Annotated in this window: 26 protein-coding genes, 1 tRNA gene and 1 other RNA gene; 10 read left to right on the top strand and 18 right to left on the bottom strand. The window is 70.0% G+C overall.

All coding sequences use genetic code 11. The annotated features are described in order from the left end of the window. Positions 1-245 precede the first annotated feature (245 nt). Positions 246-1,646 (bottom strand): methyltransferase, encoded by a 1,401-nt coding sequence (locus tag ACIBI5_RS47585; protein ID WP_397257424.1) that lies wholly within the window; start codon positions 1,644-1,646, stop codon positions 246-248. A gap of 130 nt (positions 1,647-1,776) precedes the next feature. Here ACIBI5_RS47585 and ACIBI5_RS47590 point away from each other — a divergent pair, with 130 nt between their 5' ends. Then, positions 1,777-2,079 carry a hypothetical protein gene (locus ACIBI5_RS47590; protein WP_379613188.1) on the top strand — a complete coding sequence of 101 codons (303 nt, stop codon included), beginning with the start codon at positions 1,777-1,779 and terminating at the stop codon, positions 2,077-2,079. Here ACIBI5_RS47590 and ACIBI5_RS47595 read toward each other — a convergent pair. Genes ACIBI5_RS47595 through ACIBI5_RS47605 form a run of 3 tightly spaced genes read right to left on the bottom strand, consistent with a single transcriptional unit; the run spans position 2,054 to position 4,172 of the window. Beyond that, positions 2,054-3,028 (bottom strand): NAD(P)-dependent oxidoreductase, encoded by a 975-nt coding sequence (locus ACIBI5_RS47595; RefSeq protein ID WP_397257426.1) that lies wholly within the window; start codon positions 3,026-3,028, stop codon positions 2,054-2,056. The two genes, ACIBI5_RS47590 and ACIBI5_RS47595, sit on opposite strands and share 26 nt — an antisense overlap. Positions 3,029-3,063: 35 nt before the next feature. After that, entirely contained in the window at positions 3,064-3,663 is a 600-nt protein-coding gene (locus ACIBI5_RS47600) for a TetR/AcrR family transcriptional regulator (RefSeq protein WP_397257428.1), read from the bottom strand. Then, a complete protein-coding gene (locus ACIBI5_RS47605; RefSeq protein WP_397257430.1) occupies positions 3,660-4,172 on the bottom strand; it encodes a GNAT family N-acetyltransferase in 513 nt (170 codons plus the stop codon). Before ACIBI5_RS47605 ends, ACIBI5_RS47600 begins: the two co-directional genes overlap by 4 nt. Before the next feature lie 60 nt (positions 4,173-4,232). Between ACIBI5_RS47605 and ACIBI5_RS47610 the strand changes: the two genes are divergently transcribed. Then, on the top strand, positions 4,233-4,700 hold the full coding sequence (locus ACIBI5_RS47610; protein WP_379613184.1) for a winged helix-turn-helix transcriptional regulator: 468 nt from the start codon (positions 4,233-4,235) through the stop codon (positions 4,698-4,700). Here the strand turns inward: ACIBI5_RS47610 and ACIBI5_RS47615 are convergent. After that, entirely contained in the window at positions 4,674-5,321 is a 648-nt protein-coding gene (locus ACIBI5_RS47615) for a VC0807 family protein (protein ID WP_397257432.1), read from the bottom strand. The genes ACIBI5_RS47610 and ACIBI5_RS47615 overlap by 27 nt on opposite strands. A 127-nt stretch (positions 5,322-5,448) precedes the next feature. Between ACIBI5_RS47615 and ACIBI5_RS47620 the strand changes: the two genes are divergently transcribed. Together ACIBI5_RS47620 and ACIBI5_RS47625 are read left to right on the top strand one after the other, a co-directional pair. After that, positions 5,449-6,228, top strand: coding sequence for an SURF1 family protein (locus ACIBI5_RS47620; RefSeq protein WP_397257434.1), 780 nt, complete (start codon positions 5,449-5,451; stop codon positions 6,226-6,228). A 501-nt stretch (positions 6,229-6,729) separates the two neighbouring features. After that, a complete protein-coding gene (locus ACIBI5_RS47625) occupies positions 6,730-7,473 on the top strand; it encodes a tyrosine-protein phosphatase (protein ID WP_397257436.1) in 744 nt (247 codons plus the stop codon). A 539-nt stretch (positions 7,474-8,012) separates the two neighbouring features. On the opposite strand, the gene ACIBI5_RS47630 is transcribed toward ACIBI5_RS47625, so the two are convergent. Continuing rightward, positions 8,013-8,231 carry a hypothetical protein gene (locus ACIBI5_RS47630; protein ID WP_397257438.1) on the bottom strand — a complete coding sequence of 73 codons (219 nt, stop codon included), beginning with the start codon at positions 8,229-8,231 and terminating at the stop codon, positions 8,013-8,015. Next, the gene (locus ACIBI5_RS47635) at positions 8,231-8,524 is read right to left on the bottom strand and encodes a hypothetical protein (protein ID WP_397257440.1); all 294 of its coding nucleotides are present in this window, start codon (positions 8,522-8,524) and stop codon (positions 8,231-8,233) included. The genes ACIBI5_RS47630 and ACIBI5_RS47635 overlap by 1 nt, the downstream gene beginning before the upstream one ends. 85 nt (positions 8,525-8,609) lie before the next feature. Here ACIBI5_RS47635 and ACIBI5_RS47640 point away from each other — a divergent pair, with 85 nt between their 5' ends. The 3 genes from ACIBI5_RS47640 (at position 8,610) to ACIBI5_RS47650 (ending at position 11,303) form a co-directional block, all read left to right on the top strand. Further along, complete coding sequence (locus ACIBI5_RS47640) at positions 8,610-9,356, top strand: XRE family transcriptional regulator (protein WP_397257442.1); 747 nt, start codon at positions 8,610-8,612, stop codon at positions 9,354-9,356. Then, the gene (locus ACIBI5_RS47645; protein WP_397257563.1) at positions 9,356-9,826 is read left to right on the top strand and encodes an NUDIX domain-containing protein; all 471 of its coding nucleotides are present in this window, start codon (positions 9,356-9,358) and stop codon (positions 9,824-9,826) included. The genes ACIBI5_RS47640 and ACIBI5_RS47645 overlap by 1 nt, the downstream gene beginning before the upstream one ends. A gap of 280 nt (positions 9,827-10,106) precedes the next feature. Further along, positions 10,107-11,303, top strand: coding sequence for an amidohydrolase family protein (locus ACIBI5_RS47650; RefSeq protein ID WP_379613175.1), 1,197 nt, complete (start codon positions 10,107-10,109; stop codon positions 11,301-11,303). Here the strand turns inward: ACIBI5_RS47650 and ACIBI5_RS47655 are convergent. The 4 genes from ACIBI5_RS47655 to ACIBI5_RS47670 all read right to left on the bottom strand — a co-directional run bounded on the left by ACIBI5_RS47655 (position 11,284) and on the right by ACIBI5_RS47670 (position 15,039). Next, positions 11,284-11,655, bottom strand: coding sequence for a YkvA family protein (locus ACIBI5_RS47655; RefSeq protein ID WP_397257444.1), 372 nt, complete (start codon positions 11,653-11,655; stop codon positions 11,284-11,286). The genes ACIBI5_RS47650 and ACIBI5_RS47655 overlap by 20 nt on opposite strands. 58 nt (positions 11,656-11,713) lie before the next feature. Beyond that, complete coding sequence (locus ACIBI5_RS47660) at positions 11,714-13,132, bottom strand: amidase (RefSeq protein ID WP_397257446.1); 1,419 nt, start codon at positions 13,130-13,132, stop codon at positions 11,714-11,716. A 10-nt stretch (positions 13,133-13,142) separates the two neighbouring features. Next, complete coding sequence (locus tag ACIBI5_RS47665) at positions 13,143-14,105, bottom strand: LLM class F420-dependent oxidoreductase (protein WP_397257447.1); 963 nt, start codon at positions 14,103-14,105, stop codon at positions 13,143-13,145. A gap of 256 nt (positions 14,106-14,361) precedes the next feature. Next, positions 14,362-15,039 carry a TetR family transcriptional regulator gene (locus ACIBI5_RS47670; protein ID WP_397257449.1) on the bottom strand — a complete coding sequence of 226 codons (678 nt, stop codon included), beginning with the start codon at positions 15,037-15,039 and terminating at the stop codon, positions 14,362-14,364. Positions 15,040-15,366: 327 nt separating this feature from the next. On the opposite strand from ACIBI5_RS47670, the gene ACIBI5_RS47675 reads away from it, so the two are divergent. Next, complete coding sequence (locus tag ACIBI5_RS47675) at positions 15,367-15,813, top strand: hypothetical protein (RefSeq protein ID WP_397257451.1); 447 nt, start codon at positions 15,367-15,369, stop codon at positions 15,811-15,813. Positions 15,814-16,014: 201 nt separating this feature from the next. Here ACIBI5_RS47675 and ACIBI5_RS47680 read toward each other — a convergent pair whose 3' ends face one another. The 5 genes from ACIBI5_RS47680 to ACIBI5_RS47700 form a co-directional block, all read right to left on the bottom strand. Beyond that, entirely contained in the window at positions 16,015-17,073 is a 1,059-nt protein-coding gene (locus ACIBI5_RS47680) for an aspartate-semialdehyde dehydrogenase (RefSeq protein ID WP_397257453.1), read from the bottom strand. Continuing rightward, entirely contained in the window at positions 17,070-18,359 is a 1,290-nt protein-coding gene (locus ACIBI5_RS47685) for an aspartate kinase (protein WP_397257455.1), read from the bottom strand. Before ACIBI5_RS47685 ends, ACIBI5_RS47680 begins: the two co-directional genes overlap by 4 nt. Before the next feature lie 72 nt (positions 18,360-18,431). Continuing rightward, complete coding sequence (locus ACIBI5_RS47690; RefSeq protein WP_379613167.1) at positions 18,432-18,962, bottom strand: DUF5063 domain-containing protein; 531 nt, start codon at positions 18,960-18,962, stop codon at positions 18,432-18,434. Beyond that, on the bottom strand, positions 18,955-19,554 hold the full coding sequence (recR, locus tag ACIBI5_RS47695) for a recombination mediator RecR (RefSeq protein ID WP_397106168.1): 600 nt from the start codon (positions 19,552-19,554) through the stop codon (positions 18,955-18,957). The genes ACIBI5_RS47690 and recR overlap by 8 nt, the downstream gene beginning before the upstream one ends. Positions 19,555-19,557: 3 nt before the next feature. Continuing rightward, positions 19,558-19,908 (bottom strand): YbaB/EbfC family nucleoid-associated protein, encoded by a 351-nt coding sequence (locus tag ACIBI5_RS47700; RefSeq protein WP_379613165.1) that lies wholly within the window; start codon positions 19,906-19,908, stop codon positions 19,558-19,560. A gap of 315 nt (positions 19,909-20,223) precedes the next feature. On the opposite strand from ACIBI5_RS47700, the gene ACIBI5_RS47705 reads away from it, so the two are divergent. Further along, on the top strand, positions 20,224-21,657 hold the full coding sequence (locus ACIBI5_RS47705) for a GAF domain-containing protein (protein WP_397257457.1): 1,434 nt from the start codon (positions 20,224-20,226) through the stop codon (positions 21,655-21,657). 4 nt (positions 21,658-21,661) lie between these two features. Here the strand turns inward: ACIBI5_RS47705 and ACIBI5_RS47710 are convergent, their stop codons facing one another. Further along, on the bottom strand, positions 21,662-24,160 hold the full coding sequence (locus tag ACIBI5_RS47710; RefSeq protein WP_397257458.1) for a DNA polymerase III subunit gamma and tau: 2,499 nt from the start codon (positions 24,158-24,160) through the stop codon (positions 21,662-21,664). A gap of 30 nt (positions 24,161-24,190) precedes the next feature. Continuing rightward, positions 24,191-24,286: signal recognition particle sRNA small type (gene ffs / locus ACIBI5_RS47715), an RNA gene on the bottom strand. Between the two features lie 83 nt (positions 24,287-24,369). Between ffs and ACIBI5_RS47720 the strand changes: the two genes are divergently transcribed. Beyond that, positions 24,370-24,454: transfer RNA gene (locus ACIBI5_RS47720), tRNA-Ser, on the top strand. Positions 24,455-24,474 lie beyond the last annotated feature (20 nt).

Below are 24,474 nucleotides of genomic sequence, written 5' to 3' on the forward strand. Positions count from 1 at the left end.
TGGTTGATCAAGGCTGCCCCTTGGTGGGAGCGGAAGGTTACAGCCCGGCCGGTCATCTACCGCCACGCTTCGCTAGGGGGCCCGGTTATCCGGATGCTCCACGTGACGGTTAGCCGCCTCACTTGACGACCGGCCGGACCAGACACGAACCTCGAACCCCCCAGGTCCGTGTCTGTGCGCTCAGCTTCTCCCGCCCCTGTCAACGTCCAATCAACGCGGAATCAATGTCCTTTTCCCTTGACGGCTCACACGTGGAAGAAGCCTTCCGCGATCAGCGGGCGCAGGGCGTCGGCGTCGAGTTGCTCGCCGTCTCCCACCAGTTCCGCGATCACGTTGAGCAGCGGGCCCAGGGCCAGGTCGCCGTCGCAGACCCCCGCCAGGGCCGCCTCCACCGTGCCGACGTCCCGTGTTCTGCGCAGGCCCCTCGTCTGGCGGAGCACGATCTTCATGGGATCCTCGGCGCCCGGCCGGCCGACGCGTTCGTCCAGCAGGCCCTCGACCGTACGCAGGCGGGCCTCCTCCAGGCCGCTGGCGCGGTGGGCGGCGGCGATCGCGTCGAGGACGCCGTCCACGTACTGGCCCACCGGGATCTCCACCTGATGGGTCAGTTGCTCGACCCTGACCACCGGGTCCAGGGTGCCGGAGTTGCGCAGGGTGATCCAGCCGAAGCCGATCCCCTCGACCTTGCGCTCGTCGAACCACGACAGCCACTGGTCGTAGTGCCGGGCGTAGCCGGGGGTGCCCTGTTCCGCCGCGTCCTTGAGCCACAGCTCCACGTACTCGGCCGGGTCCTGGACGTCGCGCTGCACCACCCAGCCGTCGCAGCCGGTCTCGCCCAGCCAGCCGCCCACGCGGTCGCGCCAGTCCTCGCCCTCGACGTGGAGCCAGTTGGCGAGGAAGTGGGCCTGGCCGTCGGGGTTGAGGTGGCGGGGGGCCTGCCGTACCAGAGCGCGGCAGAAGTCGTCGCCGCCCACCTCGCGGTAGGTGAGCTTGCCGGCGGGTGAGATCACGAACGGCGGGTTGGAGACGATCAGGTCGAACAACTCGTCCCGGACGGGCTCGAACATCGAGCCCGTCCTGGCGTCCACGCCGGTGATGCCGGACAGCGCCCAGCTCAGGCCCGCCAGTTCGACGGCGCGCGGGTTGACGTCGGTGGCGGTGATCCGCTCGGCGCGCCCGGCCAGGTGGAGCACCTGTACGCCGCAGCCGGTGCCCAGGTCGAGCGCGCGCTCCACCGGGCGGCGGGTGACGAGCTGGGCGAGGTTGGCCGAGGCGCCACCCGCGCCCACCACGTGGTCAGGGCTCAGCTCGGGGTCGCCGGGGCGTACCTTGCGGTCGGAGACGAGGTAGCCGTCGGTCTCCCACGGCTGCAGGTGGACGGTGGCCCGTACCTCGTCGTCGGCGGTCGTGACCAGGCCCGAGGCCAGCACCTCGGGGGTGACGCTCTTGACCGGGACGGGGACGCCCAGCCAGAACAGGCGGATCAGCGTGGCCAGCGGGTCGCGTTCGGCTGTGGTCCGCAGGGCGGGGACCAGTTCCTCACGCGCGAGCGCACCGGCCGCCACCGCGCCCAGTCGGTCGCGGACTCCGTCGATGGTGTAGCCGGTCTCCAGCAGATGCTCGCGCAGTCGTTCCACGGATCCCATCCTTCCACCGCGGACCGCAACTCACCCCAGACACCGACGCAAGATCAGAAACTCTGCGTAACCATACTGTTACGGAGCTACCCAAGCGTTCTGCAAGCGGGCAGTAAGCCGCCCGCGGTATCTGTAGGAGGTGCTGATCCCCTGCCTCGCCTGCGAGTCCCGGTTCAGGCCCGACGAGTACTTCCGCGCCTGCACCGACTACAACCGCGGCCTGGATCTGGTCTCGTGGATCTGCCCGAGCTGCGGCAACCACGACGACCTCAGGGTGCTGCCGGGCGAGCTGGGTTTCGGCTACCCCTATCGCGGGCGCTTCGCCGTGCACGACCGGCTGCGGGTGCCCGGACTGCGCAGGCAGCGCGGCGAACTCAGGCTCGACATCTCCCTCGACGCCCACAGCTGGCGGATCGCTACAAGAGTCCGGCTACCGGTATGACCGGCGGACAGAGGTAGGCGGGCTCCTCGCCGCGCAGAGTGCGCCCGATGTCGGCCACCAGCGCGTGCGCGTGTTCGACATGGCTCTCCCCGGTGGCCGCGCCGAGGTGCGGGGTGAGCACCACGTTCTGCAGCCGGGTCAGCGGGTGGGCGGGGTCCAGCCACTCCCCCTCGAAGTGGTCGAGGCCGGCGCCGCCGAGCTGCCCCCACCGCAGGGCGTCCACCAGGGCCGCCAGGTCGTGCAGGGCGCCGCGCGAGGTGTTGAGGTAGATCGCTCCCGGGCGCATGGCGGCGAACTCGGCCGGGCCCATGAAGCCGCGCGTCTCCTCGGTCACCGGCACGTGCAGGGAGACGATGTCGGCCTCGGCGATCAGCTCTTGCAGCGTGTGGGCGGCGTCGGGAGCGTAGGGGTCGCAGGCGATCACGTTCATGCCGAGGCCCTGGCCGCGCCAGCGCAGCGCCCTGCCGACCCGGCCCAGGCCGACGATGCCGAGCGTGCGTCCGGACAGGCGCAAGCCGCGGTGGCGCTCGGAAGGGGGGATTCTGCCCCGGTAGACGCGGCCGCGCCGTACCTCGCGATCGGCGGCCACCACGTGGCGGCTGACCGCGAACAGCAGCGCGATCGTGAGCTCCGCGACCGCGTCGGGGTCGCGGTCGGCGGCATGGAGTACGGCGACGCCGCGCTCGGCGGCCAGCGCCAGGTCGACGTTCGTCGGCGAGCCGACACAGGCCACGATGTCGAGCGGGAGGGACAGGACCGACGCGCGGACCTGGTCACCCTCCGTGACGATCACCGAGGCGCCGGTCCCGATGACGAGGTCGGCGAGTTGCTCGTCGGAGAAACCGAGGCTGGGCCGGGCGGGAACCTCGGCCAGGTCGGCGAACTCGCCCAGGCTGGCGAGAGCGGTCTCCGGCAGGGTGGGCAGGACCAGCGCCCGAGGTCGTCTCACATTTGTGACAATAACATCACAGAGGGTACTCGTCCCTATGCGTCCGGACGTTGGCGCAGGCTCTGCCACGCGGCCTCGCCCAGGCCCTTGATCTCCTCGTCGGTGGGCGTGTGGGCGCCGGCGAACCACAGGCGGCACATCTCCTGGGCCGGGCCGAGCCACAGCACGTAGCACATGGTCGCGTGGACGGGCTGGAGCAGGCCGTTCTTCATGTGCGGCTTCCACCAGTCGGAGACCTGGCGGAAGAAGGCGCGGCGGGCGTCGGCGACCTCCTGGCCGCCGGGCTCGTTCTTGCGCGGCGGGCGCTCGCTGACCAGGATGCGGGCGCGTTCGGGGTGCTCGCCGGCCCAGCGCATGTGGAAGGCCACGACCGCCTCGATGCCGTCGCGCGCCTCGGTCCGGCTGGTCAGCTCGGCCAGGAACTCGGCCTGGTAGACGGCGAGGATCTCGGAGTAGAGCACGCCGAAGACGTGTTCTTTGCTGGCGAAGTGGTGGTAGAAGCTGCCGACGCTGACGCCGCTCTCCTCACGGAGGCTGGCCAGCGTGGTGGCCGACACCCCGTCCTGGCTGAAGCGGCGGAGGGCACCCTCGATGATGCGGGTACGGCCGTCGCGTCCGTTCTTGACACTCTTCACGCAGTCAATGGTGAGCCAACAGAACCTTGTTCCGCAAATACCACCGCCTGCTTGATCATAGCGGTCACCTCGACCGAACCGGAAGAGACCGTCAATTTCGCGTCGGGCCAGGCCCTGCGGATCAGGCGCAGGGCCCGCCGGTTCTCGCCGAGAACGTCCATGGCGACGGTGGTCGCGCCGCGGATGGCGGCGCGTATCAGCAGCGTGTCGACCAGTTTCGGCCCGAGGCCGATCCCCTGCCACCGGTCGGTGACGACCACGGCGACCTCGACGTCGGTGCGGCAGCCCCGGTAGCTCATCGCGTGGGCGACGATCTCGCCCTCGTGCACGGCGACCAGAGCGTCCCTCAGCTCGTCGATCTTCATGAGAGCACCGATCAGGCCGGCCGACGGGCGGCTGAACCCCGTGAAGAACCGCAGCGTCTGCGTGTGCAGCGACAACCCCGCGAGGAAGCACCGGAGCGCGGCCTCGTCCCCCGTGCGTATCGGGCGAATCTGGGTTCCCTTCATAGACTCAGCGTCTCGCGGCGCACCTGAGTCTGTCAACTAGACTCAGGTATGATATGCGGCATGAACGTGCCCTTCCGGGTGAACAACTGCTCGATCGAGCGGACCCTGGACGTCGTCGGCGAGAAGTGGACCTTCCTGGTGCTGCGCGAGGCCTTCAGCGGCGTACGGCGCTTCGCCGACATGCAGGCCATGACCGGCGCGCCGCGCCAGGTGCTCAGCGCCCGCCTGGCCCGGCTCGTGGACGAGGGACTGCTGCGCAAGGTGCCCTACCGCGAGCCCGGCCAGCGCCAGCGTGACGAGTACCGGCTGACGGAGAAGGGGCGCGACCTCTATCCGCTGCTGGTCGCGCTCATGCACTTCGGTGACAAGTACCTGTCCGACGACGCCGGGCCGGCGGTCGAGCTCACCCACCGCGACTGCGGCGCCCCCATCGAGCAGTACTTCCGCTGCGCCGACGGCCACGAGGTCAGCGGACCCCGCGAGGTCACGCCGGAACCCGGCTCAGGCGCGGAGCTGAAGAGCGCGTAGGCAGCGGCGGAAGTCGAGCACCGAGGCCACGGCCATGGCCGTCATCAACAGGGCCACCAGCGACGTGCGCAGGGCCAGGAACGTCCCGATGCTCTGGCTGAGCAGGATCCACAGCGTGAGCGTGCCGTTGAGCAACTGCGCGCAGCCCCAGGCCAGCGACTGGCGGACGAAGAAACGCCGCATCACCGGGTGCCCCGCGACATGGCCGGGCAGCGGCACCAGGTCGAGCGTGATCCGCTCGGCCAGCGGCCTGCGCCCGCGCGCGGTGGCCAGGAACACCAGGCTCACCGCGAACACCCCGCACGTCGGCGGCAGGAAGAACCACCGCACGTCCCCCGCCGCCAGCGCGACCACCACGCGGGCCGTGATGCCCACCGCGGCCAGGATCACCGTGCCCGGCATCGGCTGACCGCGCACCAGGCGCACCGCCATGCCGCCGAACACCCAAGCCGCCGAAGCCGCCATGCCCGCCACCTCGCCGCCGGCCAGCATGCCCGCGTAGAAGAGCGCGACGGGCAGAATCATGCTCTCCAGTACGCGCGGTGCCGCGTGCAGCAGGAGCGTTCCCATGCGGGGCAACACGAAGGCGGTGGGCGCGGGTGGCGCGACAAGAAGGGTCATTCAGGACGTCTTGCTCTTGAGGGGCGGCACGAGTCCCGACCGTACGCGATCACTTGCGCTTTGGTAACCCGTTCGACCAGATCGGGCTGAGTGAGGAACCACCGCTCCCCGTGCCTACCCTTGAAGGGTGTACCGGTTCCTCCTGACCCCTCGATGGGTGGCGCTCCACATCGTGGTGCTGCTGGTCATCCCCGCCTTCGTCTTCCTGGGCAGGTGGCAGTTCGGGCGGTTCGAGGAGCGCTCGGCCAACAGCGAACGCGTCACCGCCAACATCACGACCGCGCCGGTGCCGCTGGACTCACTGACCGGGCCTGGCCGTGCGGTCAGCGAAGAGAACCGCTACCGGCTGGTGACCGCCTCAGGCACCTACGATCAGGCCCACACTCTGGTGGTACGGCGGCGGCCCCAGGAAGGGCGGCCGGGGTACTTCGTGCTGACCCCGCTCGTCACGGGCTCCGGCCAGGCCGTGCTGGTGAACCGGGGGTGGGTCAAGGCGGGGGCGAGCGCGGACGCGCCACCCGAGGTGCCTGCGCCGCCTGCCGGACAGGTGAATGTCACCGGGCGGCTACGGCTGACCGAGACCGAGGAGACCAGCGGGATCAAGGAGAGGGGCGGGTTGCCGGCTGGGCAGGTGCTCCTGATCAACCCCGGCAAGATCGGGGCGGCGCTGCCGTACCGGCTGGTGGACGGTTATGTGGAGCTGACCGAACAGCAGCCGTCGGCGGCCACGGCGCCGGAGCCGGTGCCCGCGCCGGACGTGGGGTCGGGTGGGGGGCTCAACCTGGCGTACGGCGTGCAGTGGTGGTTGTTCATCGGGCTGGCGATCGGCGGGTGGATCCTGCTGATCCGGCGCGAGGTGGCCGACAGGAAGGCCGAGCAGGAGACGCCTGTCACGGTCGAGGCATGAGGCAAGGTCTTGCACATCGGCGCGCTTCGCGCGTTCGTGGGTTCCAGGCGTTCCTCCAGTCGAGCTGAAGCTCGACCCCTGAAGGCCCTCCCTCCGGTCGGACGCTTTCCCGCCCACCCCTTGCCCAGCCAAGTGGTTGAGCAGTTGGAGCCCACCCCGATCACAATCGTGCTCCGCTATCGCTCCGCGCGCCCTCCGTCGGGCCAAGGCCCGACTACCCGCTTGCGCTCCCCTTAACAGGCAGCCTCAACCGCGTGCGCGCGGCGATCGATCGGATACGAGCCTGCGGGATGGGAGCCGGAGCACTGAGAAGGAGCTCTCAGCCGAAGCGCTTGGCCAGCGGGGAAGGGCTGGGGGTGCCTACGGACCAGATCGACCCTGCTGATCCGGCGCGAGGTGGCCGACAGGAAGGCCGAGCAGAAGACGCCGGCCACGGTCGAGGTGTGAGGCGAAACCCGCACGAGACGCCTGTCGCGGTCGAGGTGTGATTACGTTCTAGGTGTGACCCGCCATATCGAGTTCGCTAATATCCACAATTTTCGCGACGTCGGTGGATATGCCGCCCATGGCGGGCGGAGGGTGCGATGGCAGCGGCTCTACCGGGCCGACTCGCTCGGCTGGCTGGCCGGGCCGGACATCGCCACGTTCCGCTCCCTCAAGGTCAGGACCGTCATCGACCTGCGGCATCCCTCCGAGGTCGAGAAGCGCGGGCGCGTACCCGAGACCGAGGGGCTGCGCTACCACAACCTTCCCGTGGAGGGCCGCAGGTGGGACCTGGCCGCCTTCGACCCGTCGACCGGCGTGGAGCGCTTTCTCGCCGACCGCTACCTGGAGGTGGCCGAGGACGGCGTCCCGCTCCTGCGCTCGGCCATCGAGACCATAGCCGACGCCGACAACGCCCCTGTCGTCATCCACTGCGCCGCGGGCAAGGACCGCACCGGCATCCTCACCGCGCTGGTGCTGTCGCTGGCAGGCGTGGCGGCCACGGACATCGTCGCCGACTACGCCCTGACCGGATTGGCCACGCCCCGCTTCCTGGCGGACTGGCAGACCAGGAACAAGGACGCCCTCATGTGGGCCGGGTACGGGGCGGCACCGGCGGGGGCGATGGAGTTGTTCCTTACGGAGATGGACCGGCGGCACGGCTCCCTGCGGGCGTACTCCTCAGACGTCCTGGGCCTGGACCCCAGGACAATCACCAAACTGCACGCCCATCTCCTGACTGACCCGATCTCCCTCGGGTAGGAGGGGCCGGGGTCCGCGGTGAGCAGCACCCTCACAACGGCGGACCCTCCGGCCCGGGATCGCCACCCACCCCCCTTCAGGCGATCCCGGGTCCCAAGGGCAAGGTCTGGCACGTTGGCGCGCTACGCGCGTCCCAGGGTTCCAGGCGTTCCTCCAGACGAGCTGAAGCTCGACCCATGAAGGGTTTCCTCCGGTCGGACGCTTTCCGGCCCACCCAAGTGGTTGACCAGTTGGAGCCCGCCCCGGACAAAGGCGCTCCGCGCACCATCCCGTCGGGCAAGGCCCGACTCGCGCTTTCGCCCAGGATGTCGAAGCGGTAAGGGCGGAGACCCCCAGCAGCTCACATGCTTGGTTGACGACTGGCGCCAGGTCGAAGCATCCTCCGGACGCGCTCCTGGGCGGGGCAAGCACTGGGTGAGCCTGACCGCAACCGGACTCCGCCGCGCGGCCCTCACCGATGTAGAGGTGACCGCAGCTCGGGGGCACGACACCGACCCCGCACAGACCAAGGCGAGATGCCGGCTACGGCTGAGACGCGTCTACCGGGTCAAGCACGCGAGCATCCGGTCAAGGGCGGTGTCCACGTAACGTCCGAGTTCGGTAACCTCGCGTACCACCCGAGAACGCTCACCCTCCTCCCACGCTGTGATCGCCTCTGCGAGGGAGGCGAAGCCGGCCTTCCTGACCATGACGACGCCCCCGTCGATCGTGCGGGCCGCCAGCCCTCCGCTGAGGGTCGTCCATGCCGCGTAGGCCATCAGGAGACCGCCTCACGGGCAGCAGACTCAGGATCCCGGGTCAGCGCCGGGCCGGTTCTCGTGACCACCAGGAGCCCGCCACGCTCAGCGGTGACACGGCCGACGAGCTCAGGGCCCTTGCTGATCTCCAGTTCGGGCGCCAATCGCTGCGGCGACGCGGGCCGCGACCCATCAAGCTTGAGGCGTACCCGTTCGACCAGCAGGACCCGCAGGCCCTCAGCTCTCAGAAGCGCGGCGACCACGCTCAAGGCCGCCGCCGGCTCTCTGGCCATGTCCGTACCGTCGTGCGTCATACACTCAGCGTGCCGAGTCGTCCGGGGACGCGAAACCTCGGCCAAGTGCGCTTGAGGGACGTCTCCGGCGGCGTATAAACGTCCCATGGCCGGTAACGAGCGCCTCCGTTCCGCGTTGCTCACGGCGGGTTTGAACGTCCGGCAACTGGCCGAAGCGGTCGGTGTCGATCCCAAGACCGTGGAACGCTGGGTGAACACCGGCCGGACCCCGCATCCGCAGATGGCGCACCGGGCCGCAGGCGTCCTTCGAGAGGACCTCACCCATCTGTGGCTCGCGATCGAACAGCGCGGGCGCGGGCACCGCACCGGTCGCGAACTGATCGCGGCCTACCCGACCAGGGCGACAGCACCTTTGGAGCTATGGCGAGCCCTCTTCGAACAGGCGCGAACGCACATCGGCATCCTGGTCTACGCGGCCAATTTCCTGCACGAGTCGTGGCCCGGCTTCTCCGAACTGCCGGCCGCCAAGAGCGGCGACGGCTGCCGGGTGCGGGTGATGCTTGGAGATCCGGACTCTCCGGCGATCACGGCCAGGGGCGAGGAGGAGCGCTACGGCCACGGCATCGAAAGCCGGTGCCGCGTCGCGGTCATGCGCTACCGGCCCTTGGCCGCGTCGGGGGTCGAGGTCCGCCTACATGACACCACGCTCTACAACTCCCTGTTCGCCGGGGACGACCGCATGATCGTCAACGCCCACGTGTTCGGCATGAACGCTTACGGTGCGCCCGTTTACCATCTGCGGCGCGGCGGTGAAGGCGGGCTGTTCGACGTGTACGCGGCCAGCCTCGACGCGGTCTGGGAACGGTCGCGGCCTCTCGGGGAAGGCCCATGATGGCGCGTACGGAGTTCTTCGACGACCCGCACGCCCCTAAGCCCAACCGGCTCGTGGTGGGGGTCGCGGTAGCCGTCACCGATGACGCCGGGCGCATCTTGTTGCAGCGGCGTGCCGACAACGGGCTGTGGGCCCTGCCTGGTGGGGGGATGGATCTGACGGAGTCGGTCCCGCAGGCCGCCGTACGGGAGGTCAAAGAGGAGACTGGTCTGGAGGTCGAGATCACCGGCATTGTCGGGCTCTACACCGACGCGCGCCATGTGATCGCCTACACCGATGGCGAGGTGAGACGGCAGTTCGCGATCGTGTTGCGGGGGCGGATGATCGGGGGCGAACCGGTCGTCAGTGAGGAGTCCACCGAGGTGGCCTGGGTGCCGGGAAGCGATCTCGACAGCCTGCCCATGCATCACACACAGCGGCTCCGCCTCACACACGTGATCGAGGACAGGCCTGAGCCGTACATCGGGTGAGAGGCGTGGGCCCAGTCGTAATCCGCCTGCCGGCCCGGCAAGGCAGCTCAGGTCCTCCACCGTCAGCCATCCCGCTGGCCTGATCAGGCAACGGTCGCAAGGCAGGCTGGCGGCGTCGGGAGGAGGATTCCAGCCCCACGAAACACACGAACATCAGGCCGTCAAGGCCGGTTGTCAAGGAGTTCTGGGGGCGAATGCGGCGGTAGGGCGGGGTTTTGGGGCGGTTGACGGGGGCCTGGCAGCTTGTTCGAGGTCATGCCGTCGTCGTACGGTTACCTGCGTGACTACGCCGCTGCTCCCCGACCCCGAACCGAGGCGGCGCGACTACGTGATCATCTCCGCCGACGATCACCTGATCGAGCCGCCCGACCTCTTCGAGGACCGGCTTGCGGAGAAGTACACCGAGGTCGCGCCCAAGGTCGTGGAGACGGAGGCGGGTCACCAGGTCTGGCGGTACGGCGGAGCCACGTACCCGTGCGCCGGCATCGACGTGGGCGCCGGCCTGCCGCGCGAGCAATGGACCCTCGACCCGGTCAGGTTCGAGAACATGCGCCCCGGCTGCCACGACATCGAGGCCCGGATCCAGGACATGGACACGGCCGGCATCTGGGCCGCCCTCTGTTTTCCCGGGATGCTGGCCGGCCAGTCCGGCATGCCGTTCGCACGGACCAGAGACCAAGAACTGGGCCTGGCTCTCGTCAAGGCCTGGAACGACTGGCACATCGACGTCTGGGCCGGCACCTATCCCGAGCGGATCATCGGGCTTCAGCTCCCGTGGCTGCCGGACCCCGACGTGGCGGCGAAGGAGATCCGCGCCAACGCCGCCCGCGGCTTCAAGGCGGTCGTCTTCCCGGAGTTCCCGACGAGGCTGCGGCTGCCGTCGATCCATTCCGACCACTGGGACCCGTTCTTCGCCGCCTGTGAGGAGACCGGCACCGTCGTCTGCCTGCACACCGGGGACTCCAGCTGGTCGCCGGTGCCCTCCCCTGACACGCCCATCGAGGCGATCACCACGCTGATGCCGACGAGCGCCATGTTCGCCTGCGCCGACTGGCTGTGGTCGGGCATCCCGCTGCGGTTCCCGAACCTGCGGGTGCTCATCGTGGAGGGCGGGGTGGGCTGGCTGCCGATGCTGGCCGAGCGCGCCGACTACGCCCTCGACCACCCGGTCGCGGGCGAGGCGTCGTGGGAGGGCGGGCTCAAGCCGAGCGAGGTCCTGCGCCGCAACTTCTTCTTCGGGACGCTCGACGACCACGCCCTGTCAGGGGTACGGCTGGCGGTCGGCCTCGACCACGTGCTTCAGGAAAGCGGATACCCGCACTCCGACTCGACCTGGCCCGACACCCAGCAGGCCGTGGCCAGGAACCTCGGCCAGCTCCCGCCGGCCGACATCGCCAGGGTCGCGTACGGCAACGCCGCCCGGCTGTTCGGGCACCCGTTGCCGTCGCGAGCGTGGCTCAGGCGCGAGGAGCTGTAGGAGGAAGGTCGGGAGGAACGGCCGCGCCCTGGATGACCCTGCGCTCCCAGCCGATGTAGCGCCCGCTCTCCCCGATCAGGGAGCCCATCAGCCAGAGGAACACGCCGAAGTCGTCGGCCACGCCGACGAGCAGGAGGAAGTCGGGGATGACGTCGATGGGCGAGATCAGGTAGACCACGCCGAGCCCCATCAGGGCGAGCTTGCTCTTGCCCATGCCCGGGTACTGCCCCCGGGTCACGGCGCCGATCAGGCGCGGGATCGCCCTGACCCGCTTGAACAGCCCCGGGGAGCCGGGCTCGCTCACGTCGCGATATGTACGCCAGACCGCTGCCGCGCGGCTTGCTTTAGGCATAGGTGCGCCACCTCCTTCACGACATAACGTGTTACCCGCCCAGGTTGGTTCCTAACGATCAGCGCATGGCCGGATGTCCGAAGGGGCGGGCGGATTCGATCTGGGCGGCCAGCCGTACGAGAAGGTCCTCGCGGCCTGTGGCGGCGACCAGCTGGACGCCGACGGGAAGGCCCGCTGCGGTCCTGTGCAGGGGCAGGGAGATGCTGGGCTGGCCGGTGGCGTTGAAGGCGGTGGTGTAGGAGACGGCGTGGGAGGTGCGGCCGAAGCCGGTGCTGAGGTCGTCAGGGGGCAGCCAGCCCAGCGGGAACGGCGGCACGCCGAGCGAGGGCGCGAGCAGCACGTCGAAGCCGGAACGCCACCAGGCTGCCATGCGGCGGCGGAAGCCGTCCATCCACTGGACGGCGAGGACGTGCTCGACGGCGGTGCGTTTGGCGCCGGTCTCGGCCATGGCGCGGTTGCGTGGTTCCAATTCGTCCAGGGACACGGGGCGGCCGCGCCAGGCGCCGACGCTCTGGACTTCGGCGGCGACGTTCGCTGCGACGAGGGCGCCGAAGTGGTGGGGGAAGTCGGGGTTGCCGAGTTCGTCCGGGTGACCGGGTTCGACGTGGTGGCCCAGGGACGCCAGCAGGTTCGCGGCGCCGGTGACGGCGGCGGTCAGCTCCTCGTGCTCGGGTACGTCGCCGCGCGGGTGGCGGGTCACGAAGCCGACGCGCAGCCGTCCCGGATCGACGCCGACCTCCTCGGCCAGCGGGCGGGGCAGCGCGGGCGCGGTGTAGGGGTCGCCCTCCTCCAGGCCGGCGATCAGGTCGAGCACGGCGGCGGTGTCCCTGACGGTCCTGCTGACCATCCCGGCCACCGAGAACCCGCTCCAGCCCTCTCCGCCCGACGGCCCATAGCTGGTGCGGCCTTTGGTGGGTTTGAGCCCCACCAGGCCGCACAGGGAGGCGGGGATGCGGATCGAGCCGCCGCCGTCGCTGGCCGAGGCCACCGCGACCATCCCGGCCGCCACCGCGGCGGCGGAACCGCCGCTGGAGCCGCCCGCCGAGTACGCGGGGTCGTAGGGGTTGCGCGTGGGCCCGAACGCGGCCGGCTCCGTGGTGATCGTGGTGCCGAACTCCGGCGTGCTGGTCCTGCCGAGGATCACGAACCCGGCCGCCTTCAGCTTGGCCACGCTGTAGGCGTCCGCGGCGATCCTGACCCCGTCCAGCGTGCGCGAACCGGCGTTGTACGGCTCGCCCTTCTCCACCCAGCCGAGGTCCTTCAGCAGGATCGGCACCCCGCGAAACGGCGTGCCCCCGGGCAGTTCACGCGCCTCGGCCAGCGCGCGCTCGAACCGCCGGTGCACGACCGCGCCGATCTCCCCGTCGTGCTTTTCTATCTTCGCGATCGCCGCCTCGGCCAGCTCACGCGGCGATACCCGCCCATCCCGTACGGCCAGCGCCTGCCCGACCGCGTCCAGCCGGAGGATCTCGTCCACAGGTTCTCCCTTAGCTAGCTTTCGGCGCCAGCGCGCGTACCGCCTGGTCGATGGAGATCTCGCCGCCGGGGACCGGCGCGAGCACGGGGGTGTCGAGCCCGTTGGCGACATACTCGCCGATCCTGGCCCGGCAGGTCGCGGCGTCGCCGTGCACGATCAGCGCGTCGACCACCTCGTCGGGGATGGCCTTGAGCGCGGCCTGCCGGTCGCCCGCCGCCCACGCCTCGTGCATCGGCCGCAGCACCTCACCGCGCCCCAGCCAGTCGTGGAAGGCGGCGTACGCGGGCACGGTCAGATAGGCCGCCAGCATCCAGCGCCCCATCTCGCGCACCCTGTCGGCGTCCTCGCTCACGCAGACGAACAACCGGGCGATCAGCTCGGTCTCCCCGCCCAGCTCGGCGCGGACCTTGCGCACGTCCTCCGGCGCGAGCCAGTTGGTGATCGCGCCGTCGGCCTCGCTCGCCGCCAGGTGCAGCATCCGGGGCCGCAGTGCGGCCAGCACGATCTTCGGCGCCACACGGGGCGCCCGCTCCAGCTTGAAGCCCTTGACCTCGAACGTCTCGTACCGCTCCGACACCTTCTCCCCCGCGAGCGCCCTGCGCAGGAAGCGCAGCGTGTCCCGGGTGCGCTGGTACGGCCGCGCGAACTCCACCGCGTTCCACCGCCCCACGACGGCCGGAGAGGACGAACCGATGCCGAGCACGAAGCGGTCGGGGGCGAGATCGGCCAGCGTGGCCGCCGACATGGCCAGCAGCCCGGGGCCGCGGGTGAAGACCGGGACGATGGCGCTGCCCAGCCGCAGCCCCGGCGCCCACTCCCCTGCCATGGCCAGCGGCATGAACCCGTCGGTCCCGTTGACCTCCGCCGACCAGGCGTCGGTGTAGCCGAGCGCGGGCAGTTCGGCGATCAGCTCCTTCGACTCGGCCAGCGAGCGGTCGTAGAAGGGGATCGTCATGCCCCAGTTCTGTGTCATCGCACCCTCCAGCGTTTAAGGGCGACCATACCAACCAGCCGGTATGTACGCGCCACTTGATCGCGGTTAACCGCCTCCGACGCTCTGACGTGCTAAAACATCCCCGTGAGACGAACCCGGCTACTCGCGGCCGTAGTACTGACCGGAGGCCTGGCGGTCCCCTTCCTGGCCTCCGTGATCGCCGTGGCCGCGGAGGACACCGTCCCCACCTGCACGCTCCCCACCACGATGCTGCCGCTGTGCTCAGGCACGCCGGTCAAGCCCGCAGCTCATGCACGGCCCCGATGAAGTCCTTAGTGATCCCCCTCAACCCGGGCAGATGGGACAGGCCCACGAGCCGGTCCACGAGCGGCACCGTCACCTCGATCAGCCGGTACGTGCGCCGGCACCCCGGCGAGGTGTCGTGCACCCAGAACAGCACCATGCCCATCGACAGCAGCCACAGCAGCTCGGGCAGCTCCTCGCGCAGCTCGGAGTCCATCTTGTCCCGCGAGCCCTCGACCACCTGCCGGTAGATCGCGATGCCGGCCTCGCGCGCGGGTGAGGACTGGGCGCTGAACGGGCTGAGCGGGTTCGTCGGCTCCGCCGCGTGCTTGAAGAACTTCACCGCGAACTCGTGGTACGGCTCGGAGACGCGTACCCACTCACCGAGCACGCCGCTCAGCCGGGCCGCGAACGAGCGCTCCGTCGCGAGCAGCTCGCGGCAGGCCTCCTCGTGCTCCGTCTGGGCGCGGTCGTAGTAGGCCTGGATCAACGCCTCCTTGCTCGCGAAGTAGTAGTAGGCGTTACCCACGGATACCCCGGCCTCGGCCGCGATTGCCCGCATCGTCGTCGCATCGAAGCCGCGCTCCCGAAACAGTCTCAAGGCCGTCTCGACGATGACCTCTCGGGTGCTCTCCGATCCTCGGTTTCGGGGTTCGGACACCCTCGTCACTTTACGGGCAAGACCGCCTTTAGGTCATGGAGCCGCACGGTGATCGCCGCCACAAGGCAAAGATCGCTCTGAGGAAGGGGTCATCTGGTGTGAAGCGTGGGATTGATGTTTCTGGCGGGAGGGCTATTCCGCGAAAAGAGCATCGGCATGTGGATACGTGGCAAGGTGCGGCTGATGGTCGTCGCACTCCTCGGCCTTGAGATCTCGATAATCGCATTGGCATCGGCCGCATCCGCTGCTTCGACAGGAGGAGCACGGAAGTCGCCGCCACCGGTAACGCGCACGTACGCGATCGAAGGAGGCATTCAAACCGGACACTGGTTCACGATGGTCGACCCCCCGAAGGTGGACCTGAAGCGGGTGAAGACCCGGCAGGCCGCCGTACGCATCTCGCACAGCACGGCAGTGGGCCGCCTCAAGAGCGCCGGCCTGCGCTGGAAGTCGACGGGCGGCTGCGCCAACCGGCGGCTGCGGTACTGCACCTCGCTGGACTCCGTCCGCACGGCCACGATCGCCAAGATCATCGAGCTGAAGCGGGACAGCGGCTGCAAGATCATGGTGACCGGCGGCACCGAGGCGGGCCACATGCCCGGCCGCTACAGCCACGAGCACGGCTACAAGCTGGACATCTCCTTGAGCCCATGCGTCGACCGGCACATCGCCACCAGCCACGCCCGCGTGGGCACCCGCAGCGACGGCTCGCCCCTGTACCGCTCCTCAGACGGAACCGTCTTCGCCAAGGAGTCCGACCACTGGGACATCCTGTTCCGCTGACCCGCCCCAACGCCTGCCGGCGCCGGTACGGCGCCCGGCCGGTGCCCGCGGGAACCGGCCATGGAGGCCTTGTGACGGCGGGGACCACGTCCGACGTGAGAAGCGCCCGATGATCGGGGGCCACCCACGCCGGACGGAGGCGGATCCGGTGGCCTCGCCGTAACGTGAAGCGGCGAAAAGGGCCTCGCCGTAACAGATGGGTTAGAGCTCGGCGGCCACCAGTTCGGCGATTTCGGCGGCGTTCAGGGCCGCGCCCTTGCGCAGGTTGTCGCCGCAGACGAACAGGTCCAGCGTGTTGGGGAAGTCGATCGCCTGCCGGACCCGCCCCACATACGTGGGATCCGTGCCGACCACCTCAAGCGGCGTCGGCCACACCCCGTTGGCCGGGTCGTCCACCAGCACCACCGTCGGCGCCTCGGTGAGCACGCGGTGCGCGCCCGCCACCGTCACCTCGCGCTCGAAGCGCGCGTGCACCGCCAGCGAGTGCGTCGTGATCACCGGCACCCGCACGCAGGTCGCGGAGACCTTCAGCGAGGGGATGCCGAGGATCTTGCGGGACTCGTTGCGGAGCTTGAGCTCCTCGGAAGCCCAGCCGTCCTCCTTGAGCGAGCCCGCCCACGGCACCACGTTGAACGCGAGCGGCGCCGGGAACGGCGAGTCGGCGGGCAGCTTCTTGTCGAGGACCCGGCGTACGTCACCGGCCACCTGGCCGATGTTGCGGTCTCCGGCCAGCGCCTCGATCTCGTCGTAGAGGCGGGCCGAACCCGCCACTCCCGCGCCGGACGCGGCCTGGTAGGAGGCGACGACGAGCTCCTGGAGGCCGTACTCGGCGTGCAGGGCGCCCATCGCGGCCATCATCGACAGCGTGGTGCAGTTGGGGGTGGAGATGATGTTGCGCGGCCGCCGGCGGGCGTCGAGGGGGTTCACCTCGGGAACGACGAGCGGGACGTCGGCGTGCATGCGGAACGTGCCGGACTTGTCGATCGCGATCGCGCCGCGCTCGGCCGCGACCGGCACCCACTCGGCCGACACCTCGTCGGGCACGTCGAAGATGGCGATGTCGATGCCGTCGAAGACCTCGGGCGCCAGCGCCTGGACGACGACGTCCTCGCCGCGGACCTTCAGCACCTTTCCGGCGCTGCGCGGGGAGGCCACGAGGCGGATCTCGCCCCAGATGTCCGCCCGGTTGGAGACGATGTCGCGCATGACGGTGCCGACCGCACCCGTCGCGCCCACGAGTGCGAGATTGGGCCTGCTCATCTGCCGCTTCCTCCGTACACGACTGCTTCCACCTGGTCTGCGTCAAGGTCGAACGCCCGGTGGGCGGCTGCCACGGCCGCGTCCACACCTTCCTGCTCGACGATCACCGAGATGCGGATCTCCGACGTGGAGATCATCTCGATGTTGACCCCCGCGTCGGCGAGGGCCGCGAAGAACGTCGCGGTCACGCCGGGGTGCGAGCGCATGCCCGCGCCGATCAGCGAGACCTTGCCGATCTGGTCGTCGAACAGCAACGACTCGAAGCCGACCTTGTCCTGGATCTTCTTCAGCGACGTCAGCGCCGTGGAGGCGTCCGTCGTGGGAAGCGTGAAGGAGATGTCGGTACGGCCCGTCGCCGCGGCCGAGACGTTCTGCACGATCATGTCGATGTTGATCTCGGCGTCGGCCAGGGTTTTGAAGATGTGGGCAGCCTCGCCGACCTTGTCGGGAACCCCGACAACGGTGATCTTGGCCTCGCTCCGGTCGTGCGCGACGCCGGAGATGATCGGCTGCTCCATCTCGGTTCCTTCATTCGCTTCGTTCGGGGTGTAAGGGTCGGACACGACCCACGTGCCTTCCTTGGTGCTGAAAGAGCTGCGTACGTGGATCGGCAGGTTGAAGCGGCGAGCATACTCGACACACCGGAGGTGCAGGATCTTCGCGCCGCACGCCGCCATCTCCATCATCTCCTCGTAGGAGATCTTGGGGATCTTTCTGGCGGCGGGCACGATCCTGGGGTCGGCGGTGAAGATGCCGTCGACGTCGGTGTAGATCTCGCAGACGTCGGCCTCCAGGGAGGCCGCCAGCGCCACCGCGGTGGTGTCGGAGCCGCCCCTGCCGAGGGTGGTGATGTCCTTGGTGTCCTGCGAGACGCCCTGGAATCCGGCCACGATCGCGATGCGGCCGTGGTCGAGCGCCTCACGGATACGGCCCGGCGTCACGTCGATGATGCGCGCGTTGCCATGGGAGGAGGTGGTGATCACACCCGCCTGCGATCCGGTGAACGAACGCGCCTCATGTCCCAGGTTGGCGATCGCCATCGCCAGCAGGGCCATCGAGATGCGCTCGCCCGAGGTCAGCAGCATGTCGAGCTCACGGCCCGGCGGCAACGGCGACACCTGCTCGGCCAGGTCGAGCAGCTCATCCGTCGTGTCGCCCATGGCAGAAACGATCACGACCACGTCGTTGCCGGCTTTTTTCGTCGCGACGATCCGCTGCGCGACCCGCTTGATGCAGGACGCGTCGGCGACGGACGAACCACCGTACTTTTGCACAACGAGCGCCACGAGAGTCTCCCGGTCTGGACTGTGAGCTGCCAGTCTACCGACGAGCCTCCGTGACACCGCTGGGCCGGACCACTATGTGGACAGGGCCTCTTCCGCCACGTCCAGCCGCGTGTGCGCGGCGAGCGCCTGAAGTGCGCGCATGGCCGCGCCCGCGTGGTTGCCCCAGGTGTTGAAGTACGAGTACTGCCACCACCACAGCGCCTCGTGCGGACGGCCCGCCTCGAAGTGCCGCAGCCCGTGGATCAGGTCGGCCGCGACCGCGGTCAGGTCGTCCGAGAGCCGGTACGGCGTGACCGCCGTGTCCTTGTAAGGGTCGAAGACCTCGGCGTAGTCGTCGACCGCGCCCAGCAGCTCGGCCAGCGCCGTACGCACGCCGTCGATGTCCGGATCCTCGCTCAGCGGCGGCTCCCAGTTGCCGGCCAGGATCACGTCCTGGCTGGCCCCCAGCTTCGCGCCCGCGAGGCTCACCTGCGCCACTTCGACCAGCAGCAACGACCAGATGCCGTCGCCGCCCTCGCCGCCCGCGACCCTGGTCAGGCCGTCGACGTAGTTCTGTGCGTGTCCAGCGATCTCATCAGCGAGAGCGCTCCACTGGTCAGACATCCAGCAGCCTCCGTCCTTCGAACGCGCGGCCCAAGGTGACCTCGTCGGCGTACTCGAGATCACCGCCCACAGGCAGACCGCTGGCCAGTCGTGTCACCTTGATGCCCATCGGCTTGACCAGACGGGCGAGGTAGGTCGCCGTCGCCTCCCCCTCGAGGTTGGGGTCGGTGGCGAGGATGAGCTCGGTCACCCGGCCGTCGGCCAGGCGGGTCATGAGCTCACGGATGCGCAGATCGTCGGGGCCGACCCCGTCGATCGGGCTGATCGCGCCGCCCAGCACGTGGTAGGTGCCGCGGAACTCGCGCGTCTTCTCGATCGCGACGACGTCCTTGGACTCCTCCACCACGCAGATCACGTGGGTGTCCCGGCGGGGATCACGGCAGATGCGGCACTCTTCCTCGGCGGCGACGTTGCCGCACGTACTGCAGAAGCGCACCTTCTCCTTGACCTCGAGCAAGGCGTGCGCCAGCCGCTTCACGTCTGCGGGATCGGCCGCGAGCAGGTGGAAGGCGATCCGCTGCGCGCTTTTGGGACCGACGCCGGGTAGCAGCCCGAGCTCGTCGATCAGGTTCTGGACGACCCCTTCGTACATGGCCTAGAACCCCGGCAACTGTCCGAGACCGCCGCCGCCCAGTCCCTGGGCCAGCGGGCCGAGCTTCTCCTGCTGCAGCTCGTCGGCCGCGCGGAAGGCGTCACGGACGGCGGCGATCACCAGGTCCGCGATCGTGTCGGCGGTGTCCTGCGCGTCGCCGGCGTCGATGACGCTCGGGTCGATCTTCAGCTCGAGCAGCTCACGTGCCCCGTTGACCACGGCGGTGACCATGCCGCCACCCGCCGAGCCCTCGACCTGCGCGTCGTTGAGCTCCTGTTGGGCGCTCGCGAGCTGCTGCTGCATGAGCTGTGCCTGCTCCAGCAGCTGCTGCAGGTTGACATCCCCTGGATTCACCTTCGTGCGCTCCTCATGGCTCCGCGTCGTTGACTGCCACGAGCCTACGGTGTTTGGGCGCAGTCCCGCACTGCGGAGAGCAGGTGTTTCCGTTTGATGGCCGGGTCCCGGCCCCCCTCCAGCGTCCGGGACCCGGCCAGCACGCCGGCCGGAGCGGCCGCACCACGCCGACGTTTCAGTGGAGGACGCTAGCGGCGGCAACGTTGCACACAGGTTGCGATCGTTCAATCACCCTGTGCAATCCCCCGAACGGCTTGCGCTGGGAACCCTTGACCGCGAGGGTGATTCATAGGGGTTGACTACTTGGAGTGGCCGATGAGTTACGCCAGTCTCGATGCGTACTCCCGCAAACTGCGCGGGGCCCATGAAGCCGCATGGACGGGCGCCACCTTGCCGGAGGGCGCTCCACGCCGGCTCATCTCGGCGTCATGGGAGCGATCCATCGAAGCCGGCGTCGATCCGGAGAACGCCGCCGCGCCGCTCGTCTACGACGTGTCCCGCATCAACGACGTGCGCGAGTCGCACCCGCTGCAGCCGCTGCTGCCGCTCCTGGCCGGCACGCTCACCACCATGGCCGACGCGAGCGGGCACGTCGCCATCATCACCGACGGTGATGGCAACATCCTGTGGCGCGATGGCAACCGCACGATGATGCGCCGCGCCGACCGCGTCGGCCTCGCCGACGGGCACAAGTGGTCGGAAGGCAGCGTGGGCACCAACGGCATCGGCACCGCCCTCGCCGACCGCACGCCCGTTCACGTCTACTCGGAAGAGCACCTGATGCGGGTCCTGCACGTCTGGTCGTGCAGCGCCGCCCCGATCGTCGACCCCGACACCGACGAGGTGCTCGGCATCGTCGACATCAGCGGCACCGCCCCCAGCCTCCACCCCGCCACCGTCGCCCTGGTGACCGCCACGGCGAAGCTCGCCGAGTCACAGCTCACCGTCCGCATGTACGAACGCGACGAGCGCCTGCGCCGCCGCTTCGACGGGCTGCGCGACCACGCCGGCATCCTGGTCACCGCCACCGGCCGGGTCATCGCCGGCGACCCCGGCGGTCTGCTCGGCGAGCGCATCGCCCGGCCCGCCGCCGGCGGCCGCTACGTCCTTCCCGGCGGCCGCGCCGTACTCCTGGAGCCCTTCCACGACGGCTACCTCCTGCGCGTCACCACGGAGAGCGCGCCGCCCACGCTCCAGCTCACCTTCCTCGGCGAGGGGCAGCCCACCGCCCGCCTCGGCGGGCGCCACATCGCGCTGTCCCTGCGCCACGCCGAGATCCTCGCCCTGCTCGCGCTCCACCCCCGCGGCCTGACGGCCGAACAACTCTGCTTCTACCTGTACGGCGACGCCGGCAACCCGGTCACCATCCGTGCCGAGATCCACCGGCTCCGTTCCCAGCTCGGGTACACCGTCGGCGCGAAGCCGTACCGGCTGACCTCCCCCGTCGAAGCCGACTTCGTCGAACTGCGCAGCCTCCTGGCCTCCGGCGACCCCTCAGCCGTCGCCCGCGCCTACCCGGGGCCGCTGCTGCCGCGCTCGGAGTCCCCCGAACTGCGCCGGGCCCGGGACGAGCTCGAAGTCCAGGTACGCGCGAGCCTGCTCCGCAGCGGCTCACCGGAAGACCTGTGGATCTACGCGCAGACCGCGAACGGGCGCGACGACATGCAGATCCTGGAACGGCTCAGCACCACTTTGCCCACCACCGACCCCCGGGCGATCACCGCGCGGATCCGCCTGCGCTCGCCCTGACCGGTTACGTGTGGTCGATCTCGCCGATGACCTGGGCACCGAGTTCGCGCTGGAGCAGGGCCATGCCGCCCACGGCGTCGAGGTCGGCGTCGGCGTCGTTGAGCGGGTCCACCTCGTCGGAGTCGGCGCTCCTGCTCCGGCTCGGCACCGCGTCCGGCCAGGCGGAGGCACCGCCCTGGCGGGGCTTGGGGGCCCGCGGGCCCGACTGGGCCGCAGCCTGAGCCGCGGAACGGGCCGCGGCCATGCCGCCACCGGCCTTCGGCGCGGCCGCCTGTCCGGGATCGGGCATCGGCGGCGAACCCGGGCTCATGTCGTCGGGCGCGTCGGGCCACGACTCGTCGGTGGTCGCCGTCGCCGTCGCTCTCGCCGGGCCGGTGGCGTCCTCGGCTGTGGCTACTGGAGCCTGCGCCTGGGGCGGGTTGTCCGGCGCGGTGGGGCCCGGTGCGCTCTGCTCGGGGGCCGGCTGGTTGCCAGGGTTGCCCTGCTGGGTGGCAAGGGGACTCGGCGGGTTGCCGTCCTGCGGGCCCGGGTTGCCCTGCTGACCCGGATTGCCGCCCTGCGGACTCGGGTTGCCCTGCGGACTCGAGCCGGCGCCCTGTGGGCCGGGGCGGCCGCTCTGGGGGCCGCCACCGCGGCCGCCGGGGGCTGGTGAGCCGCCGACCACCGCTTCCACCCGCCACTTGCCACCGAGGACGTCGCCCAAGGCACTGGCGACGACGGCGTCCTTGCCACCGCCGGTGAAGTTCTTCATCGCGCCGACCTGGGCGAAGCCGAGCGTGACGATGTTGCCCTCGACGCCGACGACCTGCGCGTTGGTGCTGACGTTCGCCCAGACGACGATGCTCCGCTGCTTCAGCGCCGCCAGTACGGCAGGCCACTGCGACAGAATCGCCCCGGGCCCACCGGCAGCCACTTGCCCACCGGACGCTTGCCCGGCCGCCACGCCACCGGCGTCCGCGGCCCCCGGCCCGCCGACGGTCGCACCGGCGCCACCACCGGCCGTGCCGTCACCCGCAAGCCCACCGCCAGACCCACCAGACCCACTGACAGACCCGCCAGGCACTCCCGCCGACTCGCCAGGTACTCCCGCCGAACCGCCGGACCCGACCGCCGGGCCACCGGCCATGCCCGAACCACCGGCGCCGGGCCGCACCGCGTCAGGCCAATCGCCGCCCGCCGCGCCGCCCGGATTGCCTTGGGCCCCGGGGCCGCCCTGTGCAGCGGCGCCCGCGTCACCTGCCCCCACGCCACCGGAGACCGCTCCAGCGCCGCCGGAGGCACCCGGGTGACCGGAGGCGCCTGCCGTACCGGAGGAGAGAGGGGTGCGGGCGGCCATCTGGGCGACCACGCCGCCGCGCTCCAAGCGCTCCAGACGGGCCAGCAGCGCTTCCTCGCCCGCCGCCGCGCCCGGCAGCAGCACGCGCGCGCACATGAGCTCCAGCAGCAACCTCGGCGACGTGGCGCCGCGCATCTCGGTGAGGCCCGCGTTGAAGACCTCGGCGGCGCGGGTGAGCTCGGCCGGGCCCATGGAGGCTGCCTGGAGCACCAGGCGCTCGAGTTCGTCGGCGGGGCGGTCGAGCAGGCCGCTTGAGGCGGCTTCAGGAACGTTGGCGAGGATGACCAGGTCGCGGAAACGTTCGAGGAGGTCGGCGGCGAAGCGGCGCGGGTCGTGGCCGCCTTCGATGACGCGGTTGACCGCGCCGAAGACCTTGGCCCCGTCACGTTCCGCGAAGGCGCCGATGACCTCGTCGAGCAGGTCGCCGTCGGTGTAGCCGAGCAGGGAGACGGCCTTGGCGTAGGTGACGCCGTCGTCCTCGGCGCCCGAGAGCAACTGGTCGAGGATGGACAGCGAGTCACGCGCCGAGCCCGCGCCCGCGCGCACGACGAGCGGCAGCGCGGTGGGCTCGAAAGGAACGTTCTCGGAGCTGAGGATCTCCTCCAGCAGCGCCCGGAGCGTCGCGGGCGGCATCAGCCGGAAGGGATAGTGGTGGGTACGCGACTTGATCGTGCCGATGACCTTTTCCGGCTCGGTCGTCGCGAAGATGAACTTCAGGTGCGGCGGCGGCTCTTCGACGAGTTTCAGCAGCGCGTTGAAACCCTCGCGGGTCACCATGTGCGCCTCGTCGATGATGTAGATCTTGTAGCGCGCGGACACGGGGGCGAAGAACGCCCTCTCCCGCAGGTCGCGCGCGTCGTCCACGCCTCCGTGGGAGGCTGCGTCGATCTCGATCACGTCGAGGTGGCCGGGCCCGGTGGCCGACAGCGCCACACACGACTCGCATTCACCGCAGGGGTCGGGAGTCGGGCCCTTCTCGCAGTTGAGGCTTCTCGCCAGGATTCGGGCACTGGAGGTCTTGCCGCACCCGCGCGGCCCGCTGAACAGGTACGCGTGGTTGATGCGGCCCATGCGCAGCGCCTGGCGCAACGGCTCCGTGACGTGATCCTGCCCCTTGACCTCCGCGAAGGTCCCGGGGCGGTACTTGCGGTAAAGCGCAAGGCTCATGCGACCATCCCGCCTGCAGGGGGCTCCCAACGAAGAGACCCCCCGCACACCCGCCAGAGCCCGCTTATCCTTGCTGCCTTCCGGCCCTGGGGAGGTTCACAGGATGACGCCGCGCGAGGGGTCCTTGGACAGTCTAGCCACAACCGGCAGTGCTTGTTGCAGCGAAATCGTGGTCTCCAGACCGCCGGGAGTCCGGTAAGCTCATCCGCGGAGGATTCGCCTAGTGGCCGAGGGCGCACGCTTGGAAAGCGTGTATAGGGCAACCTATCAGGGGTTCAAATCCCCTATCCTCCGCTCAGCCTGGAGAGGTTGTG

The sequence above is a fragment of the Nonomuraea sp. NPDC050540 genome, from assembly GCF_044457485.1.
Taxonomy (GTDB): domain Bacteria; phylum Actinomycetota; class Actinomycetes; order Streptosporangiales; family Streptosporangiaceae; genus Nonomuraea.